Below are 22,649 nucleotides of genomic sequence, written 5' to 3' on the forward strand. Positions count from 1 at the left end.
ACGGCTTGCATTCGCCCTTTCCTCGAAGGGCATCCGCCAGCACTGTGCAGGTCGGCTGAAACCCCTTAGCTTTCAGTCCCCCACCCACTTTCCCGTCTTACTACTGTTCCGACGAAACAAATTCCCGCGCCAGCCCGCGCTTTCACAGCGTCCCCGCCACCGTGCAAGCTGATCGAGCCATACGATGTTAAAGCGCAGAACCTTCCTGCTAGGCGGCGCCGGCGCGCTCGGCGTGCTGCTGGTCGGCTGGTCGGTGCTGCCGCCGGGCCAACGTCTGACACCCTCCACGCCACTGCCGGCAGAAGGCAACCAGGTCGCACTCAACGGCTGGGTCAAAATCGCCGCGGACAACACCGTGACGATCGTGGTGTGCAAAGCGGAAATGGGGCAGGGTATCCACACTGGCCTTGCGATGCTGCTGGCCGAAGAACTCGACGCCGACTGGTCGCAGGTTCGAGTGGAAAACTCGCCGATCGACAAGATCTACAACAGCGTGCAGAACATCGTCGACGATCTGCCGTTTCGCCCGGACGACGACAGCACGGTCAAGCGCGCCACGGTCTGGATGACCCGCAAGCTGGTGCGCGACGCCGGCACGATGATGACGGGCGGTTCATCGAGCATGAACGATCTATGGACGCCGATGCGTGAAGCCGGCGCCTCGGCGCGCGCGATGCTGATCGGCGCGGCGGCCGCGCAATGGAAGGTGTCACCCGGCGAGTGCCATACGGAAAGCGGCTACGTAGTGCACGCAGCAGGCCACAAGGCGAGCTTCGGCGAGCTGTCCACGATGGCCGCACAGCAACCGCTGCCACGCAAGGTCGCGCTGAAAGATCCCGCTGAGTTCAAACTGATCGGCAAACCGATGCGGCGTATCGAAGCCGCGTCGAAAATCAACGGCACGGCGCGCTTCGGCATTGACGCGCTGCCGGACGGTCTCATCTATGCGAGCGTGGTGATGTGCCCCACGCTGGGCGGGACGGTGGCGCATTTCGACGCTTCGCCTGCGAAGAGCATGCCGGGTTTCATCAAGGCGTTTTCGCTGAAGCCCTACGCTGGTGGCAGCGGCGGCGTCGCGGTAATCGCCGACAACCCGTTCCGCGCGATGAACGCGGTGAGTGCGATCGACGTGGTGTGGAATGACGGCCCCGCAGCCACGCTGTCGAGCGCAGACGTGGACACCCAGCTTACGCAAGCACTGGACGACAGCAACGGCCACGCCTACTACCACCGCGGTGATGTCGAAGCCGCATTGAGCGGCGCGGCGCGAACGATCAGCGCCGAGTACCACGCACCGTATCTCGCACATGGCGCGGTCGAGCCGGTGAATTGCACGGTGCAGGTTGCGGACGGCGCGGCCACCGTTTGGGTCTCCACGCAAATGCCGGCGCTCGCGCGGCAGCACGTCGCGAAAGTGCTGGACATCGACGCCGACAAGGTCGACGTGCAAACGCAATTGCTCGGCGGTGCTTTCGGGCGCCGTCTCGAACTCGATTTCATCGCGCAAGCCGCGGCGATTGCGCGCGAAGGCGGTGGTCGTCCGGTGCAAACGATCTGGTCGCGTGCGGAGGATTTCACCCACGATTTCTATCGTCCGGCGTGCGTGTCGCGACTCAAGGCCGGTCTCGACAAAGATGGCAAGCTCGTCGCGTGGCAAGCCACTTCAGCGAGTCAGGCGATCGTGCCGGAATCGCTTGCGCGTTACTACGGCGTGCCGCGCATCCCCATCGACAAGACCACTTGCGAAGGCGCATTCGATCAGCCCTACGAATGGCCCACTGCGCGCGTGGCGCACAAGATCGTCGAATTACCAATCCCGATTGGATTCTGGCGCTCGGTCGGCCATTCGCATCAGGCGTTTTTCACCGAGGGTTTTACCGACGAACTCGCCGTAGCCGCCGGTCAGGATCCGATTGCGTTTCGCGCGTCGCTGCTCGCGCAGCATCCGCGCCATCTGGCTGTGTTAAGGCGTGTTGCCGCGTTATCGAATTGGGGACATCCCTTGACACATGCTGCCGATGGCACAAAGCGGGCACGCGGCGTCGCGCTGCACGAAGCGTTCGGCAGTGTCGTCGCGCAGGTGGCGGAAGTATCGGTCGGTGCGAACAAGCAGATTCGCGTGCATCGGGTGGTCTGCGTGATCGATTGCGGACTGCCGGTGAATCCAAACCTGATTCGTCAGCAGATGGAGGGTGGCATCGTATTCGGCCTCTCGACGGCGTTGCAGGACGAAATCACCATCGTCGGCGGGCAGGTGACGCAGAAGAACTTCGTCGATTTCCCGGTTGTGCGGATGAACGACTGTCCGGTGATCGAAGTCGACATCATGCCGAGCCAGATGCACCCGCAGGGCGTCGGCGAACCGGGCGTGCCGCCGGTTGCGCCGGCGGTGGCCAACGCGGTATTCGCGCTGACCGGCCAGCGCTTGCGCACGTTGCCGTTGAGGGTCGCGTGAAACGCTTCAGATTGACGGAGAAAACATGGGATCGCTAAACATCAACGGCCGCGTGGTTGCTGTGCAAGCTGAACCGGATATGCCGCTCCTGTGGGTGCTGCGCTGCGACCTCGGCATGACCGGCACCAAGTTCGGCTGCGGCGTGGGCATTTGCGGCGCGTGCACGATCCACTTGGACGGCAAGGCGGGCCTTGCCTGCCAGACACCGATGTCGAGCTTGCACTCGCAGAAGATCACGACGATCGAAGGCGTGCAGGGCGCCGAAGCGCAGGCGTTAAAAGCGGCGTGGATCGATCTCGACGTGGTGCAGTGCGGTTATTGCCAGAGCGCGCAACTGATGGCGGCCTGCGCGCTGCTCAAACAGAAACCCAATCCCACCGATGCGGACATCGACGCGGCGATGTCCAACATTGTGTGCCGTTGCGGCACGTATCCGAGGGTAAGGGCGGCGATTCACCAGGCGGCTGCGAAACGGCGGCCCGTTTAAGGCCGGCATCACCGCAGACAGAGACGCCTGGGTGAGCCGATCACGAGCCCGGCGGGCTCAGTTCGCCAGCATCTCCACGACCGCCACCACTACCGTGAAAACGCCGATACAACCACCCAGTGTGGCTGCGCCTTGCATGAATTGCGACATACGTGACCCCGTACCGTGTGATGTTGAGGCTCGTATTTAACCTGAATTGAAAGGTAAAAGAAAGCTTGTCAATAATAGCGATTTACCCGGATGAGACGAGGCGGGAGGGTTAGGGCGCTTTGGTGGCCGCCGTCGGCATGGCCGCCTTAGCCGGCGCCGCAGCAGCGGGAGTCGCGGCGTTAGACACTTCTGTCCTAGGCGCAGTCTGCGCATCAGTCTCCCACCCACCGCCCAGCGCGAGGAACAGGTTGACCTGATCGATCGCCACCTGACCTTCCGCGGCCGCAACCTGAGACTTCGTCGAAGTCAGCGTGCGCGTCGCATCCAGATCCGAAATGAACGACTCGCGTCCGGCGCGATACAAGCGATGCGTTTCATCCGCCGACGCGGTGGCCGACTTCAACGCGGCACGCAAGGCGTCGGCGCGGGCATAGTCGGACGCATAGGTCGCGAGGCTGGTTTCGGTTTCGCGCAACGCGGTCAGCACCACGCCGTCGAACTTTGCCAACGCAACATTGCTTGAAGCTTGCGCTTCACGCACACGGCCCCGCGCGCCATTCGTGGGGAAGGTCCAACTGATCAGCGGACCGAAGGCCCAGCGTGCCGTCGGCGAGGTGCCGAGGTCCTCCAGAATCCCCGTCAAACCCGCCGACGCACCGATGCTCACCGTCGGATACAACGCGCCCGTCGCGACGCCGATGCGCGCCGTCGACGCTGCCAGTTGACGCTCGGCCTCGCGCACGTCCGGGCGGCGCTTGAGCAGCGCGGCGCCATCGCCGACCGGAATCGGCTGACGGATCTGCGGCAACGTGCTGCAGGCCAGCACGGCTGGCGGCAAATCGGACGGTGCGCGTGCGAGCAGCGCCGCGAGCCGGTATTGCGCAATCTGGCGGCGCGCCGTGTAGCGCGGAATATCCGCCGCCAACGTATCGACTTGGGTTTGCCCGCGCGTCACATCGGTCTGATTGCCGCGGCCGGCGTCGCGCAATCGGCGCGACACGTCCACACGTTCCTTCTGCAAGGCCAGCGATTGCTGCGCGATCCTGAGTTCCTCGGCGGCCGAGCATTGGTCGACATACGAGCGCACCACATCCGCGACCACCGTGATCCGCGCGAGATCGCCGGCCGCCTGCACGGATTCCGTATCCGCCGCAGCCGCTTCGACACCACGGCGCAGCTTGCCGAACAGATCGATTTCGTACGAGATGCTGATGCCGATATCGCCTTCGTTGACGACCGGCAGCTTCTCGGTGAGCAGGTACTGCTCGGCCGATTCCTGCGCGCGTTCAAGCAGCACCGAACTCTTGCCGGAGAAGCCGCCTTGAGCCTGCGCGACACCCAGCGCTTCACGCGAACGCGCGAGGTTCGCCGCCGCGACGCGCAAGTCGGTATTCGACTGCAGCGCTTCGTCGACGAGGTTGTTCAGCACCGGATCGTCATAGAGCTTCCACCAGATCACAGGCACGTTCTGCCGCGTGGTCAGCTTGGCATCGGCGCCTTCGATAGGCGCATTGGCGAGTGGCGCGTTGACCAGCGTCTGCTTCGGCAGCGCGTAATCGGGGCCGACATTCACGCAGCCGTTGAGCGCGATGCTCAACGGCAAGAGTGGCAGCAGCGGCAATAAGGGAAGGGCGCGTGACAGCTTCATTGCGACGCGCCCGACATGACGGCAGCAGATCCCGGTTGCGCAGTAGAAGCTGCGGAGGCAGCCGGAACAGCAGAAGTAGCCGAAGCCGAAGCCGCCGATGCATCCACCGTACCCGAAGCGCCTGCAGCCGGACGCGGCTTGCCGGTCGGCGACAGATCGCGCACCGACACCGTCGCGGTGCGTCCGGCGATCATGCGGAAGTCGGCAGGCACCTCGTCGAGCGCAACGCGCACCGGAATCCGTTGCGCGAGCCGCACCCAACTGAATGCCGGGTTCACGTTCGGCAGCAGATTCGATCCTTGCGTGCGGTCGCGGTCTTCAATCCCCGCGACGATGCTTTGCACGTGGCCGCGCAGCACGTTCGGCTCGCCCATCACCTGGATGTCGACCCGCTGGCCGATGTCGATGCCGCGCAGCTTGGTCTCTTCAAAGTAACCGTCGACGCGGAACGAATGCATATCCACGACCGCCAGCACGGCACGGCCCGCCGAGACGAATTCGCCGGTACGTGGCGCGCGGTCGTTCAGATAACCGTCGACCGGACTCACGATGGTAGTGCGTTGCAAATTCAGTTTGGCCGTATCGATCGCGACGTTCGCATCGGCGAGCGCGGCTTCCGCCGTTTCGACACGCGAACGGCTTTCTTCGGCGACTTCCGCCGCAACCAGGTTGCCGAGCTGGCGATTGCGCACATCTTCGCGGCGCGCCTGATCGAGCGTAGCGCGGCGTTGCTGCGCGGTGGCCTGTGCCTGGCGCAGTGCGAGCGCGTAGCGGGCCTGATCGATCACGAACAGCACCTGGCCTTGTTTGACCTGCTGGTTGTCCACCACCTCGACCGAAGAGATCAGCCCCGAGATATCCGGTGCAACCTGGATCACGTCGGCGCGTACATGACCGTCGCGAGTCCACGGCGCGAACATGTAATAGGCGACCAGTTTCCACAGCACGAAGGCTGCAACCACGACGACGATCAGGGTCAGCAGAATTTGACCGACTGAGAACCAGGTTTTTTTCACGTTATTAGTCTGTGCGAAACGACGACGACAAGGCCCAGCACCAGCACATAGATGCCGAGATCGAAGATGGAGCGATGCCAGACGAAGCGGTAAAAGCCGACGCGTTCGAACACCGTGCGAATGGCCAGGTTGATCAGATAGGCGATCAACATCAGCACCAGCACGGCCGGCACGAACACGCCGAAAATATCGATTTCACCGATCATCGCGGGAACGGGCAAAGGAGAGGATTGGGTTGCGGGACGGGCGCATCAGGCAGCGGCCTCCGGTTCGGGCGGCGTGGGTGTGATTAGCGTGGCCGGAAACAGCGAAAGACGCAAGCCGACCAGCGCGTGCAGCGCCTCGCGCAATCTGCGCGCCGAGGTTTGCGCGGTCGGGCCCGGCGCACCGGCATTGGCGAGGCCTTGTGCGGTGACGCGCGCCACGGCTGCATCGATCGACGACATCAGGCTCTCGGGCACCGGTTGGCGCGCGCGCTGGTCGATGCACCATTCGAAGTATTCGCGCACGTCTTCGAGGACATGATCGATCGCAGCCGGCGCTTCGCCGCCGAGCTTGCTGGTCAGTCGGCGCAGATCGAGCGCGTTGAAGGCGATGCGCAGATCGCGGAAGCTTTCGATCGACGGATGGCGGTGGTCGTCCGTGGCCGCAAGGCGCGGGATCAATTGCATCAGGCGGTCGAGCATGCGCGCGGCGAGATTGCGCGGGTCTTCGATCGTCCGGGTGGACGCAGTCAGCACCACGTCGGCCCAGCTCGAGCGCAACAGCCGCGAGGCCGCGAGTTCGGCGCCGAACGGCCGCGTCGCTCGGGTCCATAGATACGCATACAGCAAGCCGGCAAGGCCCGCGAGATTGCTGTTCAGGAAGATCAGGAAGTCGGCCGAGTAGGCATCCTGAATGCTGATGAAGGTGGCCGTATTGACGGCCACGAGCACCGTCACCATGCTGAACTGCGGACGCGGAATTAGCGTGCCCACAAGGATGAACGGCCCGGCGAACAGGACGACCAGCATCGGGAAATCGTGCACGTGAGGCAGCACGGCGAACAGATAGATACCGGCGGCCACCACGGCGATCGCCGTGGCGACGAAGAACTTGAACACCATGGGCGCGGGTTCGTCGAGCGCGGCGAAGAAGCAGCACGCGATGGCGGCCAGCGTCACCGCGCTGGCGCCGTCCGCCCAGCCTGAGCCGATCCACAGACTGCACGCGATGATCACGGCGGCGCCCGCTGAAACCGTCGAAAACAGCATGATGCCGCGGTCGAAAAACTGCTCGGTGCCACCGAGCCGCCAATGGCGAAAACGTGGCCGCCACGAGCCTTCTTCGCGCGTGATGATGATGCGCAGCGAGCGGCAGTCCTGCCAGATATCGATGACCTGTTTCATGCGCCACAGCGCGTTCGAAAGCAGCGCGCCGTCCCAGGTCGCCAGCGCGGCCGGCAGCGGCTGCATCGCGGCGATGCGCTCGCGCAATGCGTTGGCTTCCGGGTCGGGGTGATAGCCTTCGCTGGCTTCAGGAAGCGGCGCATGGAACCATTTGATGACGTCGTTGAGCAACGTTTCGAGACCCTCGGGCCATGTCTGGCGGCCGCTGTTGTAGAGGGCGATCAGCGGATCGGCCAGCGCCGACATTATCGGCAGCAGCAACTGCATGCGCCCGCGCAACTCGTGAGCACGCGCCAGGATGTCCGGCCGGGTGTGGTCGTAGGCAAGCTGGCTCAGCAGCAGTTCCAGCCCGTTGATCGTGCTCGCGATGCGCTGGCGGGCCCCCGAAATCGCCGAGCCCGCAATGCGCCCGGACAGCGTTTCGGTCGCATAGAACGCGGCGTCGCGAAACCAGGCGTCGGTCCGCTCGATGATGGTGGGCGCGAGCCGGCTAGGAAACAGCGAACTGCCGACAATGCTCGCGCACACGATGCCGAGCAGGATCTCCTCAGTGCGGCTGATTGCCAGATCGAACACGCCGCCTGGATTGGTCACCGAAGGCAGCGCAATGATCGGCATGGTGTAGGCCGCCAGCATGAAGACGTAGCTGCGCGCGGTGCGATCGGCCACCGCCAGATACAGCAGCGTGCCGATCCACAACGCTACAATCACGCTGAAGAGATATGGCGATTCGACGAACGGCGGCACCAGCAGCACCGCGGCCGACGCGCCCAGCATGGTGCCGAGCGCACGATAAAGCGCCTTGGAGCGGGTCGCGCCTACAAACGGATTCGACACGATGTAGACGGTGGCCATCGCCCAATACGGGCGTGGCAATTCGAGCGAGAGACCGATGTAAAGCGCGATCATCGCCGCGGCAAACGTCTTGACGGAGAAGAGCCAGTCGCGGACGGAGGGATAGACCATAACCCGTTACCCGGCATCCCGGGGATTGGGGGGCGCCGCTGCGTCGGCCGTGAGCACGCCATGGCTCGTGCGTCGCCATTTTCTGGCAGCGACGACCAGGGTGCTGCTGACGGTGCGGCGCAAGGTATCGAGATTCGACATGGCCGCTATTGTATTTCCTAAATATTCGTTAGCAAGCTATTGAATCGGAATTTTTTGTGAAGCGCGGCTTTCGTGCCGCTGTCGCAAAAGCCCGGCTCATTTAGCCGTAAACGCGCTCCTTCACCAGTTCGATAAAGCGGGTCGCCGCGCTATTGCGCAGTCCCGCAGGGTAAGCAAGATGCAGCGGAGCACTTAACTTCGCGGGATTCGTCAATGTGCAATAGACGGTGCCAACCTGGTCGTAACGTTGCATCGACGCCGGCACCAGCGTCACCCCCAACCCTGCTGCGACCAGATTGATCCCCGACACCATGCGCGGCACCTCGCGCGCAATCCGCGGGACGAACCCGGCTTGTCTGCATGCTGCCAGGATATCCGCATACATGCCGGGTGCGCCCGGCCGGCGCACCAGAATGAAGTCCTCGTGCGCCAATGCCTTCAACGACACCTGCGGCCGTTTCTTGCCCGCTCCTTTCAGCAACGGATGCCCGACCGGCAATACCACCACCATCGGCTCGTCGAGCAATAACTCGAACGCCACGCCCTCGCGCACATCGACCGGCTTGCGGAGAAACGCGGCCTGAATCTGCCCCGCGGCCAAACGCTCGATAATCTCCGCCGCATTGAGTTCGGCAAGCTCCACGGCGACCTCGGGACACACCGCGCGAAAAGCCCGGATCGTCTCCGTCGTAAAAGGATGGAACGCCGCCGAACTGGTGAGGCCGATCGAGATCGTGCCGAGCTCGCCGCGCGCAATCCGGTGCGCCCTGTCCACCGACTGTTGCAGGTCCTGCAGCAAGCGTTGTGCGTCTTCCGCAAAGGCCTGCCCCGCGGGCGTCAAGCTTACGCCGCGCGGCATGCGCACAAATAGTTCGAAGCCGATCTCTTCCTCCAGCGTTCGAATCTGCTGCGAGAGGGGCGGCTGTTGCATGGCCAGCCGCTCGGCAGCACGCGTGAATTGGCCTTCCTCGGCAACCGCCAGGAAGTAGCGCAAGTGGCGAAGCTCCATCGTGTTCTGTCTCCTCGGTCGTGCCTTGCTTTCTGTGCATTGCCATATCGTATAGATATGGATGGTGCATAAAACAGGTATTTTACATTTACCACGCCAAATCCTACGATCTCGTCCATCGCATCGATCGAGGTCCGCGTTACCCACGGCAAGCAGGCTCGAGCGCTCCGCGACATAAAACTAAATCGACTGGAGACGATAGTGATAGTCATGCCAAACTGGCCTTCCGCGTGACGCTCGGCATCCGCCACCGGTTCTGAGTTTTCGAACTTTTCAACGACGGATCTGACGATGCACCGCGTTCAAGACAGTGCACGGTGATCAGGAGCAAGCTGCATGACATTGAATTTTTCAAGACGTCTGGCGATGGGGTGTGCGGCAGTGGGTACCGCCATGCTGACAATGCTCACGCAACCGGCATTCGCGGTGCATGCCTACGAGTCGCATCTGAAGCCGGTGGCGACGATCTCGGATACACGGTTCGTGATCGACACGCCGCAAGGGCGAGCTGAATTTCCGCTGTACCTGTCGAAAGACTGGAACGTCGCGCAACCGCAGGTAACGCGCGCGGTGATCGTGATTCACGGCAAATTGCGCAACGCGGACGTGTACTTCCGTACGGCACAGAATGCACGCGACGCCGCCCACGCGGATCTCGACAGCACGCTTCTGATCGCGCCGCAATTCCTTGCCACGCTCGACGTGCGCGTGCATGACGAACCGGCCGATCTGCTGCGCTGGACCGGCGACGCGTGGATGGGTGGCGAAGCGGCGCGGGCGCCGCTGCCCGTCAGTTCGTACGCGGTGCTGGACGCAATCGTTACGCGTCTCGCGGATCGCAAGCTGTTTCCGAATCTGCGGCACGTCGTGTTCGCCGGGCATTCAGGCGGGGGGCAGGTCGTGCAGCGTTACGCGGTGGCGGCGCATAACATCGACGTGCTGGCGAACGAAGGCATCGATGTGCGCTACGTGGTGGCGAGCCCGTCGACGTATGCGTATTTCGATGCACAACGGCCGACCGAGCAAGGTGTATCGGCGCCGTTCGATGCCGCGCAATGCGCCGATTTCAATCAATGGAAATACGGCATGGACAATCGGCCGCCATACCTCGACGACCGCTCGCCCGCACAACTCGAAGCGACTTATGCGTCGCGCCGTATTGACTACCTGGTCGGCGGCGCGGACGACGATCCGCAGCAAAGCGCGCTCGATAGAAGCTGTGCCGCCGAAGCGCAAGGTCCGCAGCGCGTTGCGCGTGCGGAGGCGTATTACCGGTACATCCAGTCGCGTCATCCGGAAGGGCTGAAGCAGAGTTTTCATGTCGTGCCAGGTGTGGGTCACAACGGCGCGCGCATGCTGACGTCGGTCTGCGCATTGTCGGCAATGTTCGACACCCAAGGATGCGAGCAATGAGTGGGGCGAGCGTGAATCAGCGTGACGGTGCGGCGTCCACCGCGGAGGCATCGAACGGACTGAGCCCGCCGATGGTGCGGCGCGCGATCTTTGCCTCGGTGCTCGGCAACGGACTCGAGTGGTTCGATTTTCTGATCTACGGCTACTTCGCGAAGATCATCGCGCTGGTGTTCTTTCCCGGCGGCAGTGGCTTCGTGTCGATCATGCTGACGCTCGCCACGTTCGCCGTCGGCTTTATCGTGCGACCGATCGGCGGCATTCTGTTCGGTATCTACGCGGACCGGGCGGGGCGGCGCAAAGCGCTTTCGCTGCTGATCATTTCGATGGCGGCGAGCACGCTGTTGATGGGCCTCACGCCGGGTTATGCCAGCATCGGCATCGCGGCGCCGTTGCTCGTGGTGCTCGCGCGGCTGTTGCAAGGGCTCTCGGTGGGCGGGCAGTTCGCGACGGCCTCGGCGATGCTGGTCGAGTATGCGCCGTCGCACAAGAAGATGTTCTACGGCAGCTTCAATATGTCCGCGCAGGCGTTCGCGTTGCTGCTTTCGTCAGGCGTCGGTTATCTGCTGACCACGCAGCTCACGCATGAGCAACTGGTGGCATGGGGTTGGCGCCTGCCGTTTCTGTTCGGCGCGTTGGCGGGGCCGTTTGGTTTCTACATCCGGCATCGCGTGGCGGAATCGCCGGAGTTCGAGCGCTTGCTCGATCAAAAGGATAAGCCGCCACGTGTGACGGTGCGCCAGTTCTTCCGCGATAACGGCGACGCGGCGATCTGCGCGATGGGCGTGATCATCATCGGCGCGGCGACCAATTATGTGTGGCACTCGTATCTGTCGGTGTATGTCGAGCGGCAATTGCATCTGCCGCTGTCCACCGCGCTGCTCGGCGCGTTCGTGTCGGGCGTGCTGAATCTGTTCCTGTTTCCGCTGTCCGGCAAGCTTGCCGATCGTTACGGCGCGTACCGGCTGTTCTATCCGATCGTAATCACGTGGATGGTCTGCGTATATCCGCTTTATCACTTCGTCGTGACGAATCCCACGCCGGGGCATCTGTTCATCGCGCAGATGGTCGCGACGGTGTTCCTCGCCGCCATGTCCGGTTCGCACCCCGGCATGCTCGCGACGCTGTTTCCGGTGCGTAGCCGTTCGGCGGGCGTAGCGCTGTCGTACAACATTGCGGTGACGCTGTTCGGCGGCATGGCGCCGCTCACCATCACCGCCTTGACGCATCTGACCGGCAGCAGTTTGACGCCGGCGTTCTACCTGATTTTTGCCGGTTGCGTGTCGCTCGCGATGGTGTATTTCACGCGTTCGGGACGTGAGCCGGGCGGTGCAACGGCGAAGTTCGTCACGCGCTAACCGCCTCTAGCCAGACTGATTAGATGACCCACGAGCTTATTGCATGACCCAGCCTTTGATCACAGATGACGAACGCGCGCCGAATGAACGTCCGGTCGCTGTCGTCGGCAGCCGGCATCTGAGTGTCGCGACGCCTGCGGGCAGCGGCACCGTGCCGGTGTTCGCGAACGGCGACTGGCTTGCGCCGACGCGTGACGTCAAGCGCGCCGTGATTCTGATTCACGGACGCCTGCGCAACGCGGACACGTACTTCCATCTGGCGGAGCGCGCGTGCGCACTTGCTGGTGGCGATGCAGCCGATACGCTGCTGATCGTGCCGCAATTCCTCGCGAGTGCCGACGTTAGCGCGCATGTGTTGCCGTCATCCACGCTGCACTGGGATTGGACTGGCTGGATGGGCGGCGACAACGCCGAAGGTCCGGCGCCGCTCAGTTCGTTCGATGTGCTCGACGCCATCCTGCAGACGCTGGCGTCGCGCGAGCAGTTTGCGTCGCTAACCGAGGTGGTGATCGCCGGGCATTCGGGTGGTGGCCAGGTGGTGCAGCGCTATGCCGTGGTGACGCGAGGTGAGGCGCCGCTCGTCGCGCGCGGAATCGCGCTGCGCTATGTGGTCGCGAATCCTTCGTCGTATGTGTACTTCGATGCGATGCGGCCGACCGCGTCCGGTGCATTCGCGGCGTTCGATGCGGCGGCGTGTCCGTCGTTCAATCGCTGGAAGTATGGGCTCGAAGAGTTGCCGGCCTATGCTTCTAGTGGCGGGGAGGCGGGCTCTGCTGATGCGCTTGAATCGCGCTATGCGCGTCGTGACGTCACCGTGCTGCTCGGCGGCGCGGATTGCGATCCGCAGCATTCGGCTCTCGACCGTTCATGCGCCGCGCAGACTCAAGGCGAGCATCGGCTGGGGCGCGGACTGGCTTACGCGCGCTATATGGCGTCGCGGCATCCGGAAGGGGCGGCGAAGCATCGTACGTTTGTGATCGACGGCGTTGGGCACGATGCGAAGGGGATTTTTGCATCGGTGCAGGGGCTGGCGGCGTTGTTCGGCAAGGCATGAACCGTGCTACCGCCATAAGGCCACCTTTCAAAGGACTGTGCCGACATGAACAAGACCGCGACTCCTCGCGGCCGCCGTTATTGCGACGCCGGCCACCATGTCCAGCCGCGTCGCGAGCGTCGCAACTCGACCATCGAGAGCGGCGCGATCTCGATGCGCGGAAACACGGCTGGCGACGCGCCGAGCGCATGAACAATGGCGGCCCGGATCACTGGCGCGTGCGTGACGGCGACCACGTTTTGCGTGGTGCTCGGGATGACGCTCGTTTTTTCGCGTAACGTACGATTCCTTGCCTCGTTCGCTCCATCATTTGATGCACGGTCTGTTGCGCGGGTCACGTCCTCGCTCCACGCATCGTTTAACGCATCGAGCCACTGTCCCACCCGCTTCACGAGTTGACTGAACGACTCGCCGCCGTGCGCGGCTGCGTCGGGATCATGTGTCCACGCGGCGATGTCGTGCGGTGCTTCGACTGCGAGATCGGCAAGGCGGCGGCCATGCCACAGGCCGTAGTTCATGTCTGCCAGTCCCTCGTCGACCGATGCACCCTGGCTCAGAGCCGCGGCACCGAGCCCCAAGGCCGACGCCGTGTCGCGCGCACAAACGGCCGGGCTGACGAAAACCGCCGCGTCGTCCGGAATCGACAGGCGCGCTCGTGCGGCGGCTGCTTCGGCGAGGCCGCGTGCGTCGAGCGGGTCGTCGGCGGGGAAGCGGCCCGCACGCATCGCCGCGGTCGATGCGTGGCTGATCAGTAACAGCCGTGTGTCCATTCAGTTGATTTCCATAAAGACCGGACTAAAGCGGGACGCCGCGTACATGCTTTGTATTGCCGGGAGGCAAAGTTTAGCGCGTAGAATAGCGTCACTGCGAAGCACGGAAGCCGGTGAGAGCCCGGCGCGGTCGCGCCACTGTAATCGGCATTCATGAGCCGAAAGCCAGACCTGAGCTTCGCACCATCCCTCTTCAATCGACTATCGGGGCGCGTTACCCCCAGGAGATGTCCATTATGACCAACGCTGTTTTCGATTCCACGACACAGCCTGTCGCCCAACCCACGCCGATTCCGCTGCGTGAATTGCTGCCTTGGGTCGTGTTTGGCGGCTTGCTGCTGTTGCTCGCGCTGTATTTCGTTGGTGCGGAACAGGGTGCCACGTCGCTGGTGCCTGGCATGTATGTGCATGAATTCGTGCACGACGGCCGCCATCTGCTCGGCTTTCCCTGCCACTAACGGAGTCGAACATGGTTGGTAAATTGTTGGTACGCGGGATGCTTGCAGGCATCGCCGCGGGATTGCTCACGTTCGGCTTCGCGAGATTGGTGGGCGAACCGCAGGTCGATCAGGCGATTTCCTTCGAGGAAAAGGCCGACGCCGCCAAAGGCGAAGCGCCCGAACCCGAACTGGTGAGCCGCGGCACCCAGGCGGGCCTGGGATTGTTGACTGGCGTGGTCACGTACGGCGCCGCGTTCGGTGGCCTGTTCTCGCTGGTGTTCGCGTATGCGTATGGCCGCGTCGGCGCGCTGAGTGCGCGCGCGTTGTCCGCATGGCTCGCGCTTGGCGCGTTTATTGCGCTGGTGATCGTTCCGAACATCAAGTACCCGGCGAATCCCCCTTCGGTGGGCGACCCCGAGACGATCGGGACGCGGACCGGCTTGTTCTTCCTGATGATCGCGATCTCGCTGGCCGCAATGGTGTTCTCGCTGAAGGTTCGGCGCCGCGCGGCGCTGAAGCTGGGCGCGTGGAATGGCTCGATTGTGGCGGGCCTGGTGTTCGTCGTGATCATTGCTGCCGTGCAACTGTCGATGCCGACGATCAACGAAGTGCCGGCGGCTTTCCCGGCGGTGCTGCTGTGGAAGTTCCGCGTCGCGGCCATCGGCATGCAGGTGGTTATGTGGACGACAGTTGGGCTGCTGTTCGGCGCCCTCGTCGAGCGAAGCAAATTGCTGGCTCCCGCGAGCCGCAGCGCCGCGAAGTCCGCTTACCTTTGATGTGAATGGCGTGACCGCGCGAGCCGCGGTCACGCCGGCGTGCAGCGCGAGAGAAACCAAATACATCAAGTACTTGGCGCGTTTGCAGGAATGTTATCCACAGGCTTGCGAACATTTTCTGTGGACAAGTTCCATGGCCGCATAACGTTATGCGAATCGCTTGGTTGCCCGAAGCCGGGGCAAATCCGACACTCACTCCAATCTCAAGCAAACCGAGCCTGGAGCCATGTCGAATACATCAAACCTGCGCCCATCATGGGCCACTCGCATCACGACACTTCTGCTGCTGGCCGCATCGGCAATAACGACGACAACGGCAATCGCAGCGCCACCTTCGGGCGATCCGATCCTGATAGGCGTCAGCGGCCCGCTGACCGGACAGAACGCTCAGTACGGCGCGCAATGGAAAGCCGGCTTCGATCTTGCATTGGATGAGATCAACAGCCACAACGGCATCAACGGCCGCCCGCTGAACTACGTCTTCGAGGACAGCCAGAGCGACCCGCGCCAGTCCATCACGATCGCGCAGAAATTCGTCAACGACCCGCGCATCCTGATCGAACTCGGCGACTTCTCGAGTCCCGCTTCGATGGCGGCGTCGCCGATTTATCAGCATGCCGGCCTCGTGCAACTCGGTTTCACCAACTCGCATCCTGACTTCACCAAAGGCGGCGACTACATCTGGAGCCCGTCAGTCAGCCAGGCCGACGCGCAGCCGTTGCTTGCCGACCTCGCCGTGAAAACGCTCGGCCTCAAGCGCATCGCCGTGCTCTATCTGAACACCGACTGGGGACGCACCAGCAAGGACGTCTTCGTCAAAGCCGCCAACGAACGCGGTGCGCAAGTCGTGGCGGCCGAGGGCTATCAGTCGGCCGAGAAAGATTTCCGCGCGACGCTGGTGCGCGTGAGCGCTACGAATCCGGATGGCATCGTGTTGATCTCGTACTACTCCGACGGCGCGCAGATCGCCCGCCAGGCGCGCACAAGCGGTATCAACCTGCCGATCGCCGCAGCCAGTTCCGTGTATTCGCCGAAATTCCTCGAACTCGGCGGTGAGGCCGTCAACGGCGTGGCGACCAACACCAGCTTCTTCCCCGGTGAATCCGGGCCTGAAGTGCAAAGCTTCGTTAAACGCTTCGAGGCGAAATACCACCGCGAGCCGGACGCGTTCAACGCTTATGCGTATGACGCCGTCATCATCGCCGCCTATGCGTTGCGCGCCGGCGGTCCCGACCGCAAAGCTGTGCGCGATGCGCTGCCGAAGCTGCACGACATTCCGAGCGTCGTGTTCGGCAAGGCCAATTTCGATCCGGCGACGCGTCGTGTGATCGGCGTGAAAAACATCAACGTGGTGGTGAAGAACGACAAGTGGGCGTTGCTTGAGAGTAAGGCGACGGTTGCCCAGAAGTAGGTATTTCGCTGTATGTCGAACGCTCCGATCATTCACAACATTCACGACTTTTGTGCCATGAGCCTTTTACTCGACCACATTGTGATTCGCGTCCACGACCTGACGCAGACCATTGAAGATTTCACGGCGCTCGGTTTCACCGTGCAGCAAGGCGGTACACATGCCGATGGCGTGACGCATAACGCGCTGATCGGTTTCGCCGATGGCAGTTACATCGAGCTGATCGCTTTCTTGCAGGCGGCGCCGCAGCGTCGCTGGTGGGATGTGGGGCAGCGTCATGGCGATGGATTTGTTGATTACGCGTTGTTGCCGTCGAGCGTGGCTGCTGTGATTGACGCCGCGCATGGGCGGGGCTTGCAATACGACGGGCCACAGGCAGGTGGGCGCGTCCGCCCGGACGGCGCGCGGCTCGAGTGGCAGACCGGCCGCCCGCAAACCAGCGACTTGCCATTCCTGTGCGGGGATATCACGCCGCGTGATCTGCGTGTGGCTGAAGGCGCGGTGCGTGAACATGCGAACGGTGTGCGAGGGGTGGCGAGCTTGACGGTCGCTGTGGAGGATTTGAAGGCGAGTTTGCAGCGGTATCGGGCGTTGCTTGGTTTTGCGGACGCGCGGACGGTGGCTTTGCCGGGACTTGGGGCAGCGTCGGCGACGGTGTCGATTGGCGATGCGTCGGTTGTGTTGCTGAGCCCCGTGCATGTCGATGCCGCGAGTGTTACCCCCGAAGGCGCGGCGTTGCGCCGGCAACTCGCCACGCGTGGGGAAGGGGTGTTGGGTGTCGCTTTGCGCGCTGATGGTAAAGCGGAGTCGCGAGTGCTCGACCGTGATCGCACGCATGGCGCGTGGTTCGAGATCGTCGCGGGATGAGGGGAATCGCCTTTCGGCGCGCAGCGTGCAGCGCTTAGGAAGTTAAGTGGATCAAGTAGTTGGCGCTGTTGTGGGGTTGTTATCCACAGGCTTGCGAACATTTTCTGTGGACAAGTTCACAACAGCTACCGTCCCTTAACGCCGTGGACAAACAAAGTCCAAATCCCATCGCCGCTTACGCGCTCCTACTCCTAAGCGCCCAATTGAACACGGGACCGGTCCGTGGCTTGGCGGCGCGTCCAGCCGGGACGGGTGGTCATCGTGTGGAGCGCAATCAGGTCGCGTCGTGGAAAATCACCCCGAGCGTGTGCCGGTGACCCGACCGCAGGCGGCTCACGCCGTGTCGCAGATTCACCCGATACACGCCGCGCGTGCCCTGCACCGGCCGGTGATGAACCGCAAACACCACTGCGTCGCCCTTGCCGAGCGGCACGACTTCCGTGCGCGACTGCATCCGCGGACGCTGCTCCGTCATGACGAACTCGCCGCCCGTGAAATCCTTGCCTGGCTCCGAAAGCAGAATCGCGACCTGAAGCGGGAACACGTGTTCGCCGTATAGATCCTGATGCAGGCAGTTGTAGTCGTCCTTGGCGTATTGAAGCATCAGGGGCGTTGGACGCAGCTGGCCGGCGGCGTGACAGCGCTCGATAAATTCGCCGTGGGCGACCGGATAGCGGACATCGATATTCATCGCCTCGTTCCAGCGATTCGCCACCGGCGCGAGGCGCGGATAAAGCTCGGCGCGCACCGCCGCTACCAACTGCGGCAGCGGATACGCAAAGTACTTGTACTCACCACGACCGAAACCATGCCGCGCCATCACGACGCGGCTGCGGTACAGATCGTCGCGTGGATAGAGCGCTGTCAGCGCGTCGCATTCCTGCGCACTGAGCAGATTGCGCAGCATCGCGCAGCCATATCCGTTCAGTTCTTCTTCGACATCGAACCAGTCGATCGCGTCGACGCGCCGCGTAAACGAGCCGGTGACGGTGCTGGAGCCTGACTCCCGTGCGCCAGCGTGTTTCAGGTCGGGCTCGAACCCCAGTTCCAGTTCCAGTTCCAGTTCCAACTCCGGCGACTGCAGATCCTTCGCGACCGTATTCATGAACATTCTCCGTAAGGCGATTCATCGAACGATGACCGAGTGTAAGCACACGCCCAAGGCCACGCACTCCGACTCTTGCTCTCCAATTCCCGTATCGTTATGACCGAGCCGCTCCAATCCGCCGCGTGGGTGTCCGGAGCGTCTTAAGCAAAAGCGAAGGCCCGGTTCGAAAATGCAAACTTCGCGAAACCTGCCGCAAGGTTTATCGTAAGACCTATTTCGTCCAATCAGTGTGTTTGGAGACTTTGCCCATGTCTGCTTCCCTAGAGAAACTCGACGATTGGCTCAACAAGGAAGCGGTGACCGAAGACGACATCACCGCGTTTCCGCTGACGGCAATGGCTGCCACCCTGGACCGGGAAGAAAGTGGCGATACCGTGCCACCTCTCTGGCACTGGCTGTACTTTCTGCCGATCGCGCCGCTGTCCGAGGTCGGTCCGGACGGTCATCCGAAGCGTGGTGGCTTTCTGCCACCGGTGCCGTTGCCGCGCCGCATGTGGGCCGGTGGCCGCCTGACGTTTCATGCGCCGCTCAAAGTCGGCGAGCATGCGAAACGTACCTCGACCATCGCCAATATCGAAGACAAGACCGGCCGCTCGGGCCGTCTCGTGTTCGTGACGGTGCAGCACGCGATTGAAGTTGGTGGTGAACTGAAGCTCGAAGAAGAGCACGACATTGTCTATCGCGATGCGCCACAAGAGGGCGCCCGGCCACCGCAAGCGGCGCTCGCACCCGAGGGCGAAACGTGGACTCGTACGATCGATGCGGACGCTGTGATGTTGTTCCGCTACTCCGCGTTGACCTTCAACGGCCATCGCATTCATTACGACTACCCATATGTGACCGAGGTGGAAGGCTATCCCGGGCTGATCGTACACGGGCCGCTGATCGCGACACTCCTGGTCGATCTGGTGCGCCGTGAACAACCGGACGCGGTGGTGCAGAGCTTTGCGTTCAAGGCGCTGCGGCCTACCTTCGCTGGCCAGCCTTTTACGGTATGCGGCAAACCGGCTGTCGACGGTAGGACCGTCGACCTGTGGGCCAAAGACCATGAAGGTTATCTGACTATGCGGGCTACGGCGGCGCTTGCTTGAATGTTTCTGCCGTCGCGCCCACCAACTGCAATGCGCTGCCCTGCACCACGATCTTCACCGGGTCGGTCTTCTTCCACATCTTTTTGGGGACGACCAGCTTCCACGTCGAATCCTTGCCAGCGTTCCGGAAAAACGCGACAACGCCAACATACTCCGCGTCGCTGTTCATCGGTTCGCTGAGGCTCGCACTGGCATCTGGACGAAGCACCACGTCCGTCGTTGCCAGCAGATCGGCCTTTAGCGCCTCGATATCATTCGTTTGCAGTTGCGTGTAGCCGAGCTGCTGGAACGTTTGTGGCGTTTTCAGTTGATAGATCCGCACGACAGTTGACAACGATTGGCCGCCGCCGTTTGGGTTTAATGACGACCGGCTGACAAGATCCACATTCATCATCTTGACCTGCGTGGTGAACGCCCATTTCGCAGCATCGACAGTGCTGTCTTGCACAGCCTGTCCTATTCCGCAACCTGCGACGGCAAGGATAGTCAACGCCACGGCGCCAATTCGAAGTACCCGCATCGTTCTGTTGATCCCTTTTGTTTGTGTTCCGTGTTCGTGAATTGCCGCATCAGTGCATTGAGTGTTGATGGGTAGCGTGCCGGTTGCTGCCGCCTGTCCACGCGCCCAGTTGTACTCGCGTAGCCGGGACTGGCTGGTCCTGTACATGAGGCTGCAATAGTTGCGTCGTATAACCGAGAATGACCTGATTCGAATTCAGTGCCTGCGCGGGCATCAACTCGGGATTCACATGCATTTCGAGTTGCGCCCGCGCTTCGTAACCCAGGTAAAAGCGCAGGAGTGCCATTACCTCATTGTGATTTTTCCGCTCCGGCATCAGTCCGAGTACCGATTCGCGTGTTTGCGGGGTAATGACGATCCGCACCGTGTTTGCGCAGTCATAAAATCCACGGCCAAGCAGGCATTCCTCACCTAGCGGGGTCTGCGAGTAACCTGCTGCACTGATCCACACCGGGTAAAACTCCTCCACAGTGATTCGCGCATCCGGCACAGCGTGTTGCAACACGCCAACCAGACCTTCGGCCGTGCGCGTTTTCTGGCTTGCGAGTCCCAGCATCGACAGCAGCTTGCGCGTGCCGACGCCCGAAGGAAGCCCCTGCGGGGCGACCGTAGCGAGTTCAGGTGAAGCGATTCCGAGGCCGGCGAAACTCAGTAGATAGCGCGAAATTTCATCTGTTCCGCTTTTCCTGAAACCAGCGGGATACCGGTACTTGCGCCACACGCGGTAATACTGCGTGACTACCCGGTGATGGAAGATGTCGAGGAATGCCGACATTGAACCGGCACCCTCGCGATTCTGCGCTACTTCGTCGATGAAGTACGACGGCATGCGCGCGTCGACACCGTACAGTCCGAGAAAAGTCGTGCGTATGGCGGGCGGCGTCGCCGGACAATCGAGGTCGTATTCAACCGCATCGATTTCGCGGCTCGGAAAGCCGAGTCGCGCCCGCGAGCGAAAGCGCACCGGCTCCGCCTCCGGCGAATCGGTCGTGCCGATGGGTGGGCGGTCGGGGGCGGCGAGTTCGATCAGCTCGCAGAAGCGGAAGAAATTCATCCTCGCCGCGTCGACGAGCAACGCAGGCAGCAGCGGTCGGTCGGCGTGTTTTGCAAATTCCAACGCGAGCTCTTGCTCCGCTCCCCTCCATTGCGGGCCGTTCAAAACGGTGCTCCTTCGCCTTTCGTATCGGGCCATTCGATCCGACGGCCGGTTGGCTGTGACACGATCACCAGCTTCGTGAACAGGTTCAGCGTCGCGTACAGCCCGAGAAAGCGGTTCAGCATCCCGCCGAACAGTTCGACATCGCCGTCGCCGGCGAATGCGGCGCTGTCGAGCGTCACCTCGATCTCGACGCCGCGTTGCAGCCCGCCCTTGACGAGCTTTTGCAGCAGCCGGTGTTGTACGTCGGTGATCGCGTCAATTCTGCGCTTGTTAAGTTCATCCTCGGTCCAGTCGTACAGCGCAAGGCTCCCGCGCAAAATTTCCGCATCGAGCAGCGACAGGTAGTTTGGCGCGAGATGTGACAGCACGCGCCACTGGAAACGGTCGCCGGTTGGCGGATACACGGGTAGGGTCGGCGCGGTCAGGTTGCGCACTGCGCCGATGTTGGTGAAGCCGCCGCGCATACGGTTAATACCTGCGTCGCGCAAGCCTTTGCGCGGCAGCATGCCGTTCGTGCCGGTGACGGACAATGACAGCGTTTCCTTCGGTAGCGACTCCTGGTGTTCCCACGCATGGCCGCCAAGGACGATCCAGGTGTCAAAGCGCCCGGATGGGCCGTGTCGCATACGCGTATGGAAATACCGTTCCGGCATTTCATGGCGCAGCATGCCGCCGCGATGACGGAATGCGGTGAACGGCGCATATTCGAAGCGCTGGCCAGTGCCCGCTTCGAAACCCCGCACGCTCTCGACCGAATACACGTCGACGTGATCGCCCCGTTGTTCAAGCGCGTGTATGCGGTATTCCGTCTCATGCTGCGACGCTGCGATCGGATCTGCTTCCAGCGCGAACAGATTGATGATCGGCGTGCAGTAGAGGCGCACGTTGTCGGACGAGAAACGCATGTCATCCGGATATGGCTTCGCCAGCACCACCTCGACGTCGAAGTATTCCGCGGCCGAAGGGATCGCCTGCATGTCGAGACCGACGAGGTCCACGAACATGAACTTTTCCGGGAAGGTGAAATATTCCAGAAGCAGTTGGTATCTGTACAAGGCAGTAACAAGCGGTCAGACGCTCAAGTCCATCGAGATCAAGTGGTACAAGATCGACGACGCGGGGAAGGAAAAAGAATACTTCAACACGAAGCTCGACAACGTGAAGGTCGTAGCGGTCAAGCCGAAGATGCTGGACATCAAGAACCCGGTCTACGAAAAGCACAACCATCTGGAAGACGTCGAACTGCGTTACGAGAAAATCACGTGGTCGTACAGGGACGGCAACATCATCCACGCAGATAGCTGGAACGAACGTTCATAGAAGGGACGAGTCACGGTGCTTTTTCACGTCGCTTTTGGGGGCACCGTTTGTAACGCACGGACCATTCTCAATCCGGTTCGTGCGCTCTTTGTCTGTATTGCTCCT

At 62.2% G+C, this 22,649-nt stretch carries 19 protein-coding genes, 3 pseudogenes and 1 riboswitch; of the genes and pseudogenes, 11 read left to right on the forward strand and 11 right to left on the reverse strand.

Annotated elements, in window-relative coordinates:
• Window positions 1-184 precede the first annotated feature (184 nt).
• The gene (locus M0D67_RS07040) at window positions 185-2,455 is read left to right on the forward strand and encodes a xanthine dehydrogenase family protein molybdopterin-binding subunit (RefSeq protein WP_266238174.1); all 2,271 of its coding nucleotides are present in this window, start codon (window positions 185-187) and stop codon (window positions 2,453-2,455) included.
• 25 nt (window positions 2,456-2,480) lie between these two features.
• On the forward strand, window positions 2,481-2,942 hold the full coding sequence (locus tag M0D67_RS07045; RefSeq protein ID WP_266238176.1) for a (2Fe-2S)-binding protein: 462 nt from the start codon (window positions 2,481-2,483) through the stop codon (window positions 2,940-2,942).
• 259 nt (window positions 2,943-3,201) lie between these two features.
• Here the strand turns inward: M0D67_RS07045 and M0D67_RS07050 are convergent, their stop codons facing one another.
• From M0D67_RS07050 to M0D67_RS07075, 6 genes and pseudogenes are all read right to left on the reverse strand, one after another.
• Complete coding sequence (locus M0D67_RS07050) at window positions 3,202-4,740, reverse strand: efflux transporter outer membrane subunit (RefSeq protein ID WP_266238178.1); 1,539 nt, start codon at window positions 4,738-4,740, stop codon at window positions 3,202-3,204.
• Window positions 4,737-5,756 carry an efflux RND transporter periplasmic adaptor subunit gene (locus M0D67_RS07055; protein ID WP_266238180.1) on the reverse strand — a complete coding sequence of 340 codons (1,020 nt, stop codon included), beginning with the start codon at window positions 5,754-5,756 and terminating at the stop codon, window positions 4,737-4,739. Before M0D67_RS07055 ends, M0D67_RS07050 begins: the two co-directional genes overlap by 4 nt.
• Window positions 5,753-5,962 (reverse strand): DUF1656 domain-containing protein, encoded by a 210-nt coding sequence (locus M0D67_RS07060; RefSeq protein ID WP_054040146.1) that lies wholly within the window; start codon window positions 5,960-5,962, stop codon window positions 5,753-5,755. Before M0D67_RS07060 ends, M0D67_RS07055 begins: the two co-directional genes overlap by 4 nt.
• A 45-nt stretch (window positions 5,963-6,007) precedes the next feature.
• On the reverse strand, window positions 6,008-8,110 hold the full coding sequence (locus M0D67_RS07065; protein WP_266238182.1) for an FUSC family protein: 2,103 nt from the start codon (window positions 8,108-8,110) through the stop codon (window positions 6,008-6,010).
• A 45-nt stretch (window positions 8,111-8,155) separates the two neighbouring features.
• A pseudogene (locus M0D67_RS07070) lies at window positions 8,156-8,251 on the reverse strand (MarR family transcriptional regulator); the annotation flags it as partial.
• Window positions 8,252-8,351: 100 nt separating this feature from the next.
• Window positions 8,352-9,260: a LysR family transcriptional regulator gene (locus tag M0D67_RS07075; protein WP_154557813.1), complete on the reverse strand. Its 909-nt coding sequence runs from the start codon at window positions 9,258-9,260 to the stop codon at window positions 8,352-8,354.
• A gap of 336 nt (window positions 9,261-9,596) precedes the next feature.
• On the opposite strand from M0D67_RS07075, the gene M0D67_RS07080 reads away from it, so the two are divergent.
• Genes M0D67_RS07080 through M0D67_RS07090 form a run of 3 tightly spaced genes read left to right on the forward strand, consistent with a single transcriptional unit; the run spans window position 9,597 to window position 13,082 of the window.
• Complete coding sequence (locus M0D67_RS07080; protein WP_266238185.1) at window positions 9,597-10,673, forward strand: alpha/beta hydrolase; 1,077 nt, start codon at window positions 9,597-9,599, stop codon at window positions 10,671-10,673.
• A complete protein-coding gene (locus M0D67_RS07085; protein ID WP_266238187.1) occupies window positions 10,670-12,028 on the forward strand; it encodes an MFS transporter in 1,359 nt (452 codons plus the stop codon). Before M0D67_RS07080 ends, M0D67_RS07085 begins: the two co-directional genes overlap by 4 nt.
• A 43-nt stretch (window positions 12,029-12,071) precedes the next feature.
• Entirely contained in the window at window positions 12,072-13,082 is a 1,011-nt protein-coding gene (locus tag M0D67_RS07090; RefSeq protein WP_266238189.1) for an alpha/beta hydrolase, read from the forward strand.
• Between the two features lie 77 nt (window positions 13,083-13,159).
• Here the strand turns inward: M0D67_RS07090 and M0D67_RS07095 are convergent, their stop codons facing one another.
• A complete protein-coding gene (locus M0D67_RS07095; RefSeq protein ID WP_266238191.1) occupies window positions 13,160-13,852 on the reverse strand; it encodes a histidine phosphatase family protein in 693 nt (230 codons plus the stop codon).
• A 54-nt stretch (window positions 13,853-13,906) separates the two neighbouring features.
• Window positions 13,907-14,046, forward strand: a riboswitch (cobalamin riboswitch).
• 42 nt (window positions 14,047-14,088) lie between these two features.
• Here M0D67_RS07095 and M0D67_RS07100 point away from each other — a divergent pair.
• From M0D67_RS07100 to M0D67_RS07115, 4 genes are all read left to right on the forward strand, one after another.
• Window positions 14,089-14,310, forward strand: a complete 222-nt coding sequence (locus tag M0D67_RS07100) for a CbtB-domain containing protein (protein WP_154557807.1) — start codon at window positions 14,089-14,091, stop codon at window positions 14,308-14,310.
• 11 nt (window positions 14,311-14,321) lie between these two features.
• Complete coding sequence (locus M0D67_RS07105) at window positions 14,322-15,068, forward strand: CbtA family protein (RefSeq protein WP_266238193.1); 747 nt, start codon at window positions 14,322-14,324, stop codon at window positions 15,066-15,068.
• 226 nt (window positions 15,069-15,294) lie between these two features.
• Window positions 15,295-16,479 carry an ABC transporter substrate-binding protein gene (locus M0D67_RS07110; RefSeq protein WP_266238195.1) on the forward strand — a complete coding sequence of 395 codons (1,185 nt, stop codon included), beginning with the start codon at window positions 15,295-15,297 and terminating at the stop codon, window positions 16,477-16,479.
• A gap of 57 nt (window positions 16,480-16,536) precedes the next feature.
• Entirely contained in the window at window positions 16,537-17,346 is an 810-nt protein-coding gene (locus tag M0D67_RS07115) for a VOC family protein (protein ID WP_266238197.1), read from the forward strand.
• A 274-nt stretch (window positions 17,347-17,620) separates the two neighbouring features.
• Here the strand turns inward: M0D67_RS07115 and M0D67_RS07120 are convergent, their stop codons facing one another.
• The gene (locus tag M0D67_RS07120; protein WP_266238230.1) at window positions 17,621-18,451 is read right to left on the reverse strand and encodes a 2OG-Fe(II) oxygenase; all 831 of its coding nucleotides are present in this window, start codon (window positions 18,449-18,451) and stop codon (window positions 17,621-17,623) included.
• A gap of 251 nt (window positions 18,452-18,702) precedes the next feature.
• Here M0D67_RS07120 and M0D67_RS07125 point away from each other — a divergent pair, with 251 nt between their 5' ends.
• Entirely contained in the window at window positions 18,703-19,545 is an 843-nt protein-coding gene (locus M0D67_RS07125; protein ID WP_266238232.1) for a MaoC family dehydratase N-terminal domain-containing protein, read from the forward strand.
• Here M0D67_RS07125 and tssJ read toward each other — a convergent pair.
• The 3 genes and pseudogenes from tssJ to tssF form a co-directional block, all read right to left on the reverse strand.
• Window positions 19,526-19,993 carry a type VI secretion system lipoprotein TssJ gene (gene tssJ, locus M0D67_RS07130; RefSeq protein WP_302272581.1) on the reverse strand — a complete coding sequence of 156 codons (468 nt, stop codon included), beginning with the start codon at window positions 19,991-19,993 and terminating at the stop codon, window positions 19,526-19,528. The genes M0D67_RS07125 and tssJ overlap by 20 nt on opposite strands.
• A 121-nt stretch (window positions 19,994-20,114) precedes the next feature.
• Window positions 20,115-21,119, reverse strand: a complete 1,005-nt coding sequence (gene tssG / locus M0D67_RS07135; RefSeq protein WP_266238297.1) for a type VI secretion system baseplate subunit TssG — start codon at window positions 21,117-21,119, stop codon at window positions 20,115-20,117.
• Window positions 21,120-21,220: 101 nt separating this feature from the next.
• A pseudogene (tssF, locus tag M0D67_RS07140) lies at window positions 21,221-22,270 on the reverse strand (type VI secretion system baseplate subunit TssF); the annotation flags it as partial.
• On the opposite strand from tssF, the pseudogene tssD reads away from it, so the two are divergent.
• Window positions 22,260-22,544, forward strand: a pseudogene (tssD, locus tag M0D67_RS07145) (type VI secretion system tube protein TssD); the annotation flags it as partial. The pseudogenes tssF and tssD sit on opposite strands and share 11 nt — an antisense overlap.
• Window positions 22,545-22,649: the final 105 nt, after the last annotated feature.

It is taken from the genome of Paraburkholderia sp. SECH4 (assembly GCF_030511745.1).
Lineage (GTDB): Bacteria > Pseudomonadota > Gammaproteobacteria > Burkholderiales > Burkholderiaceae > Paraburkholderia > Paraburkholderia madseniana.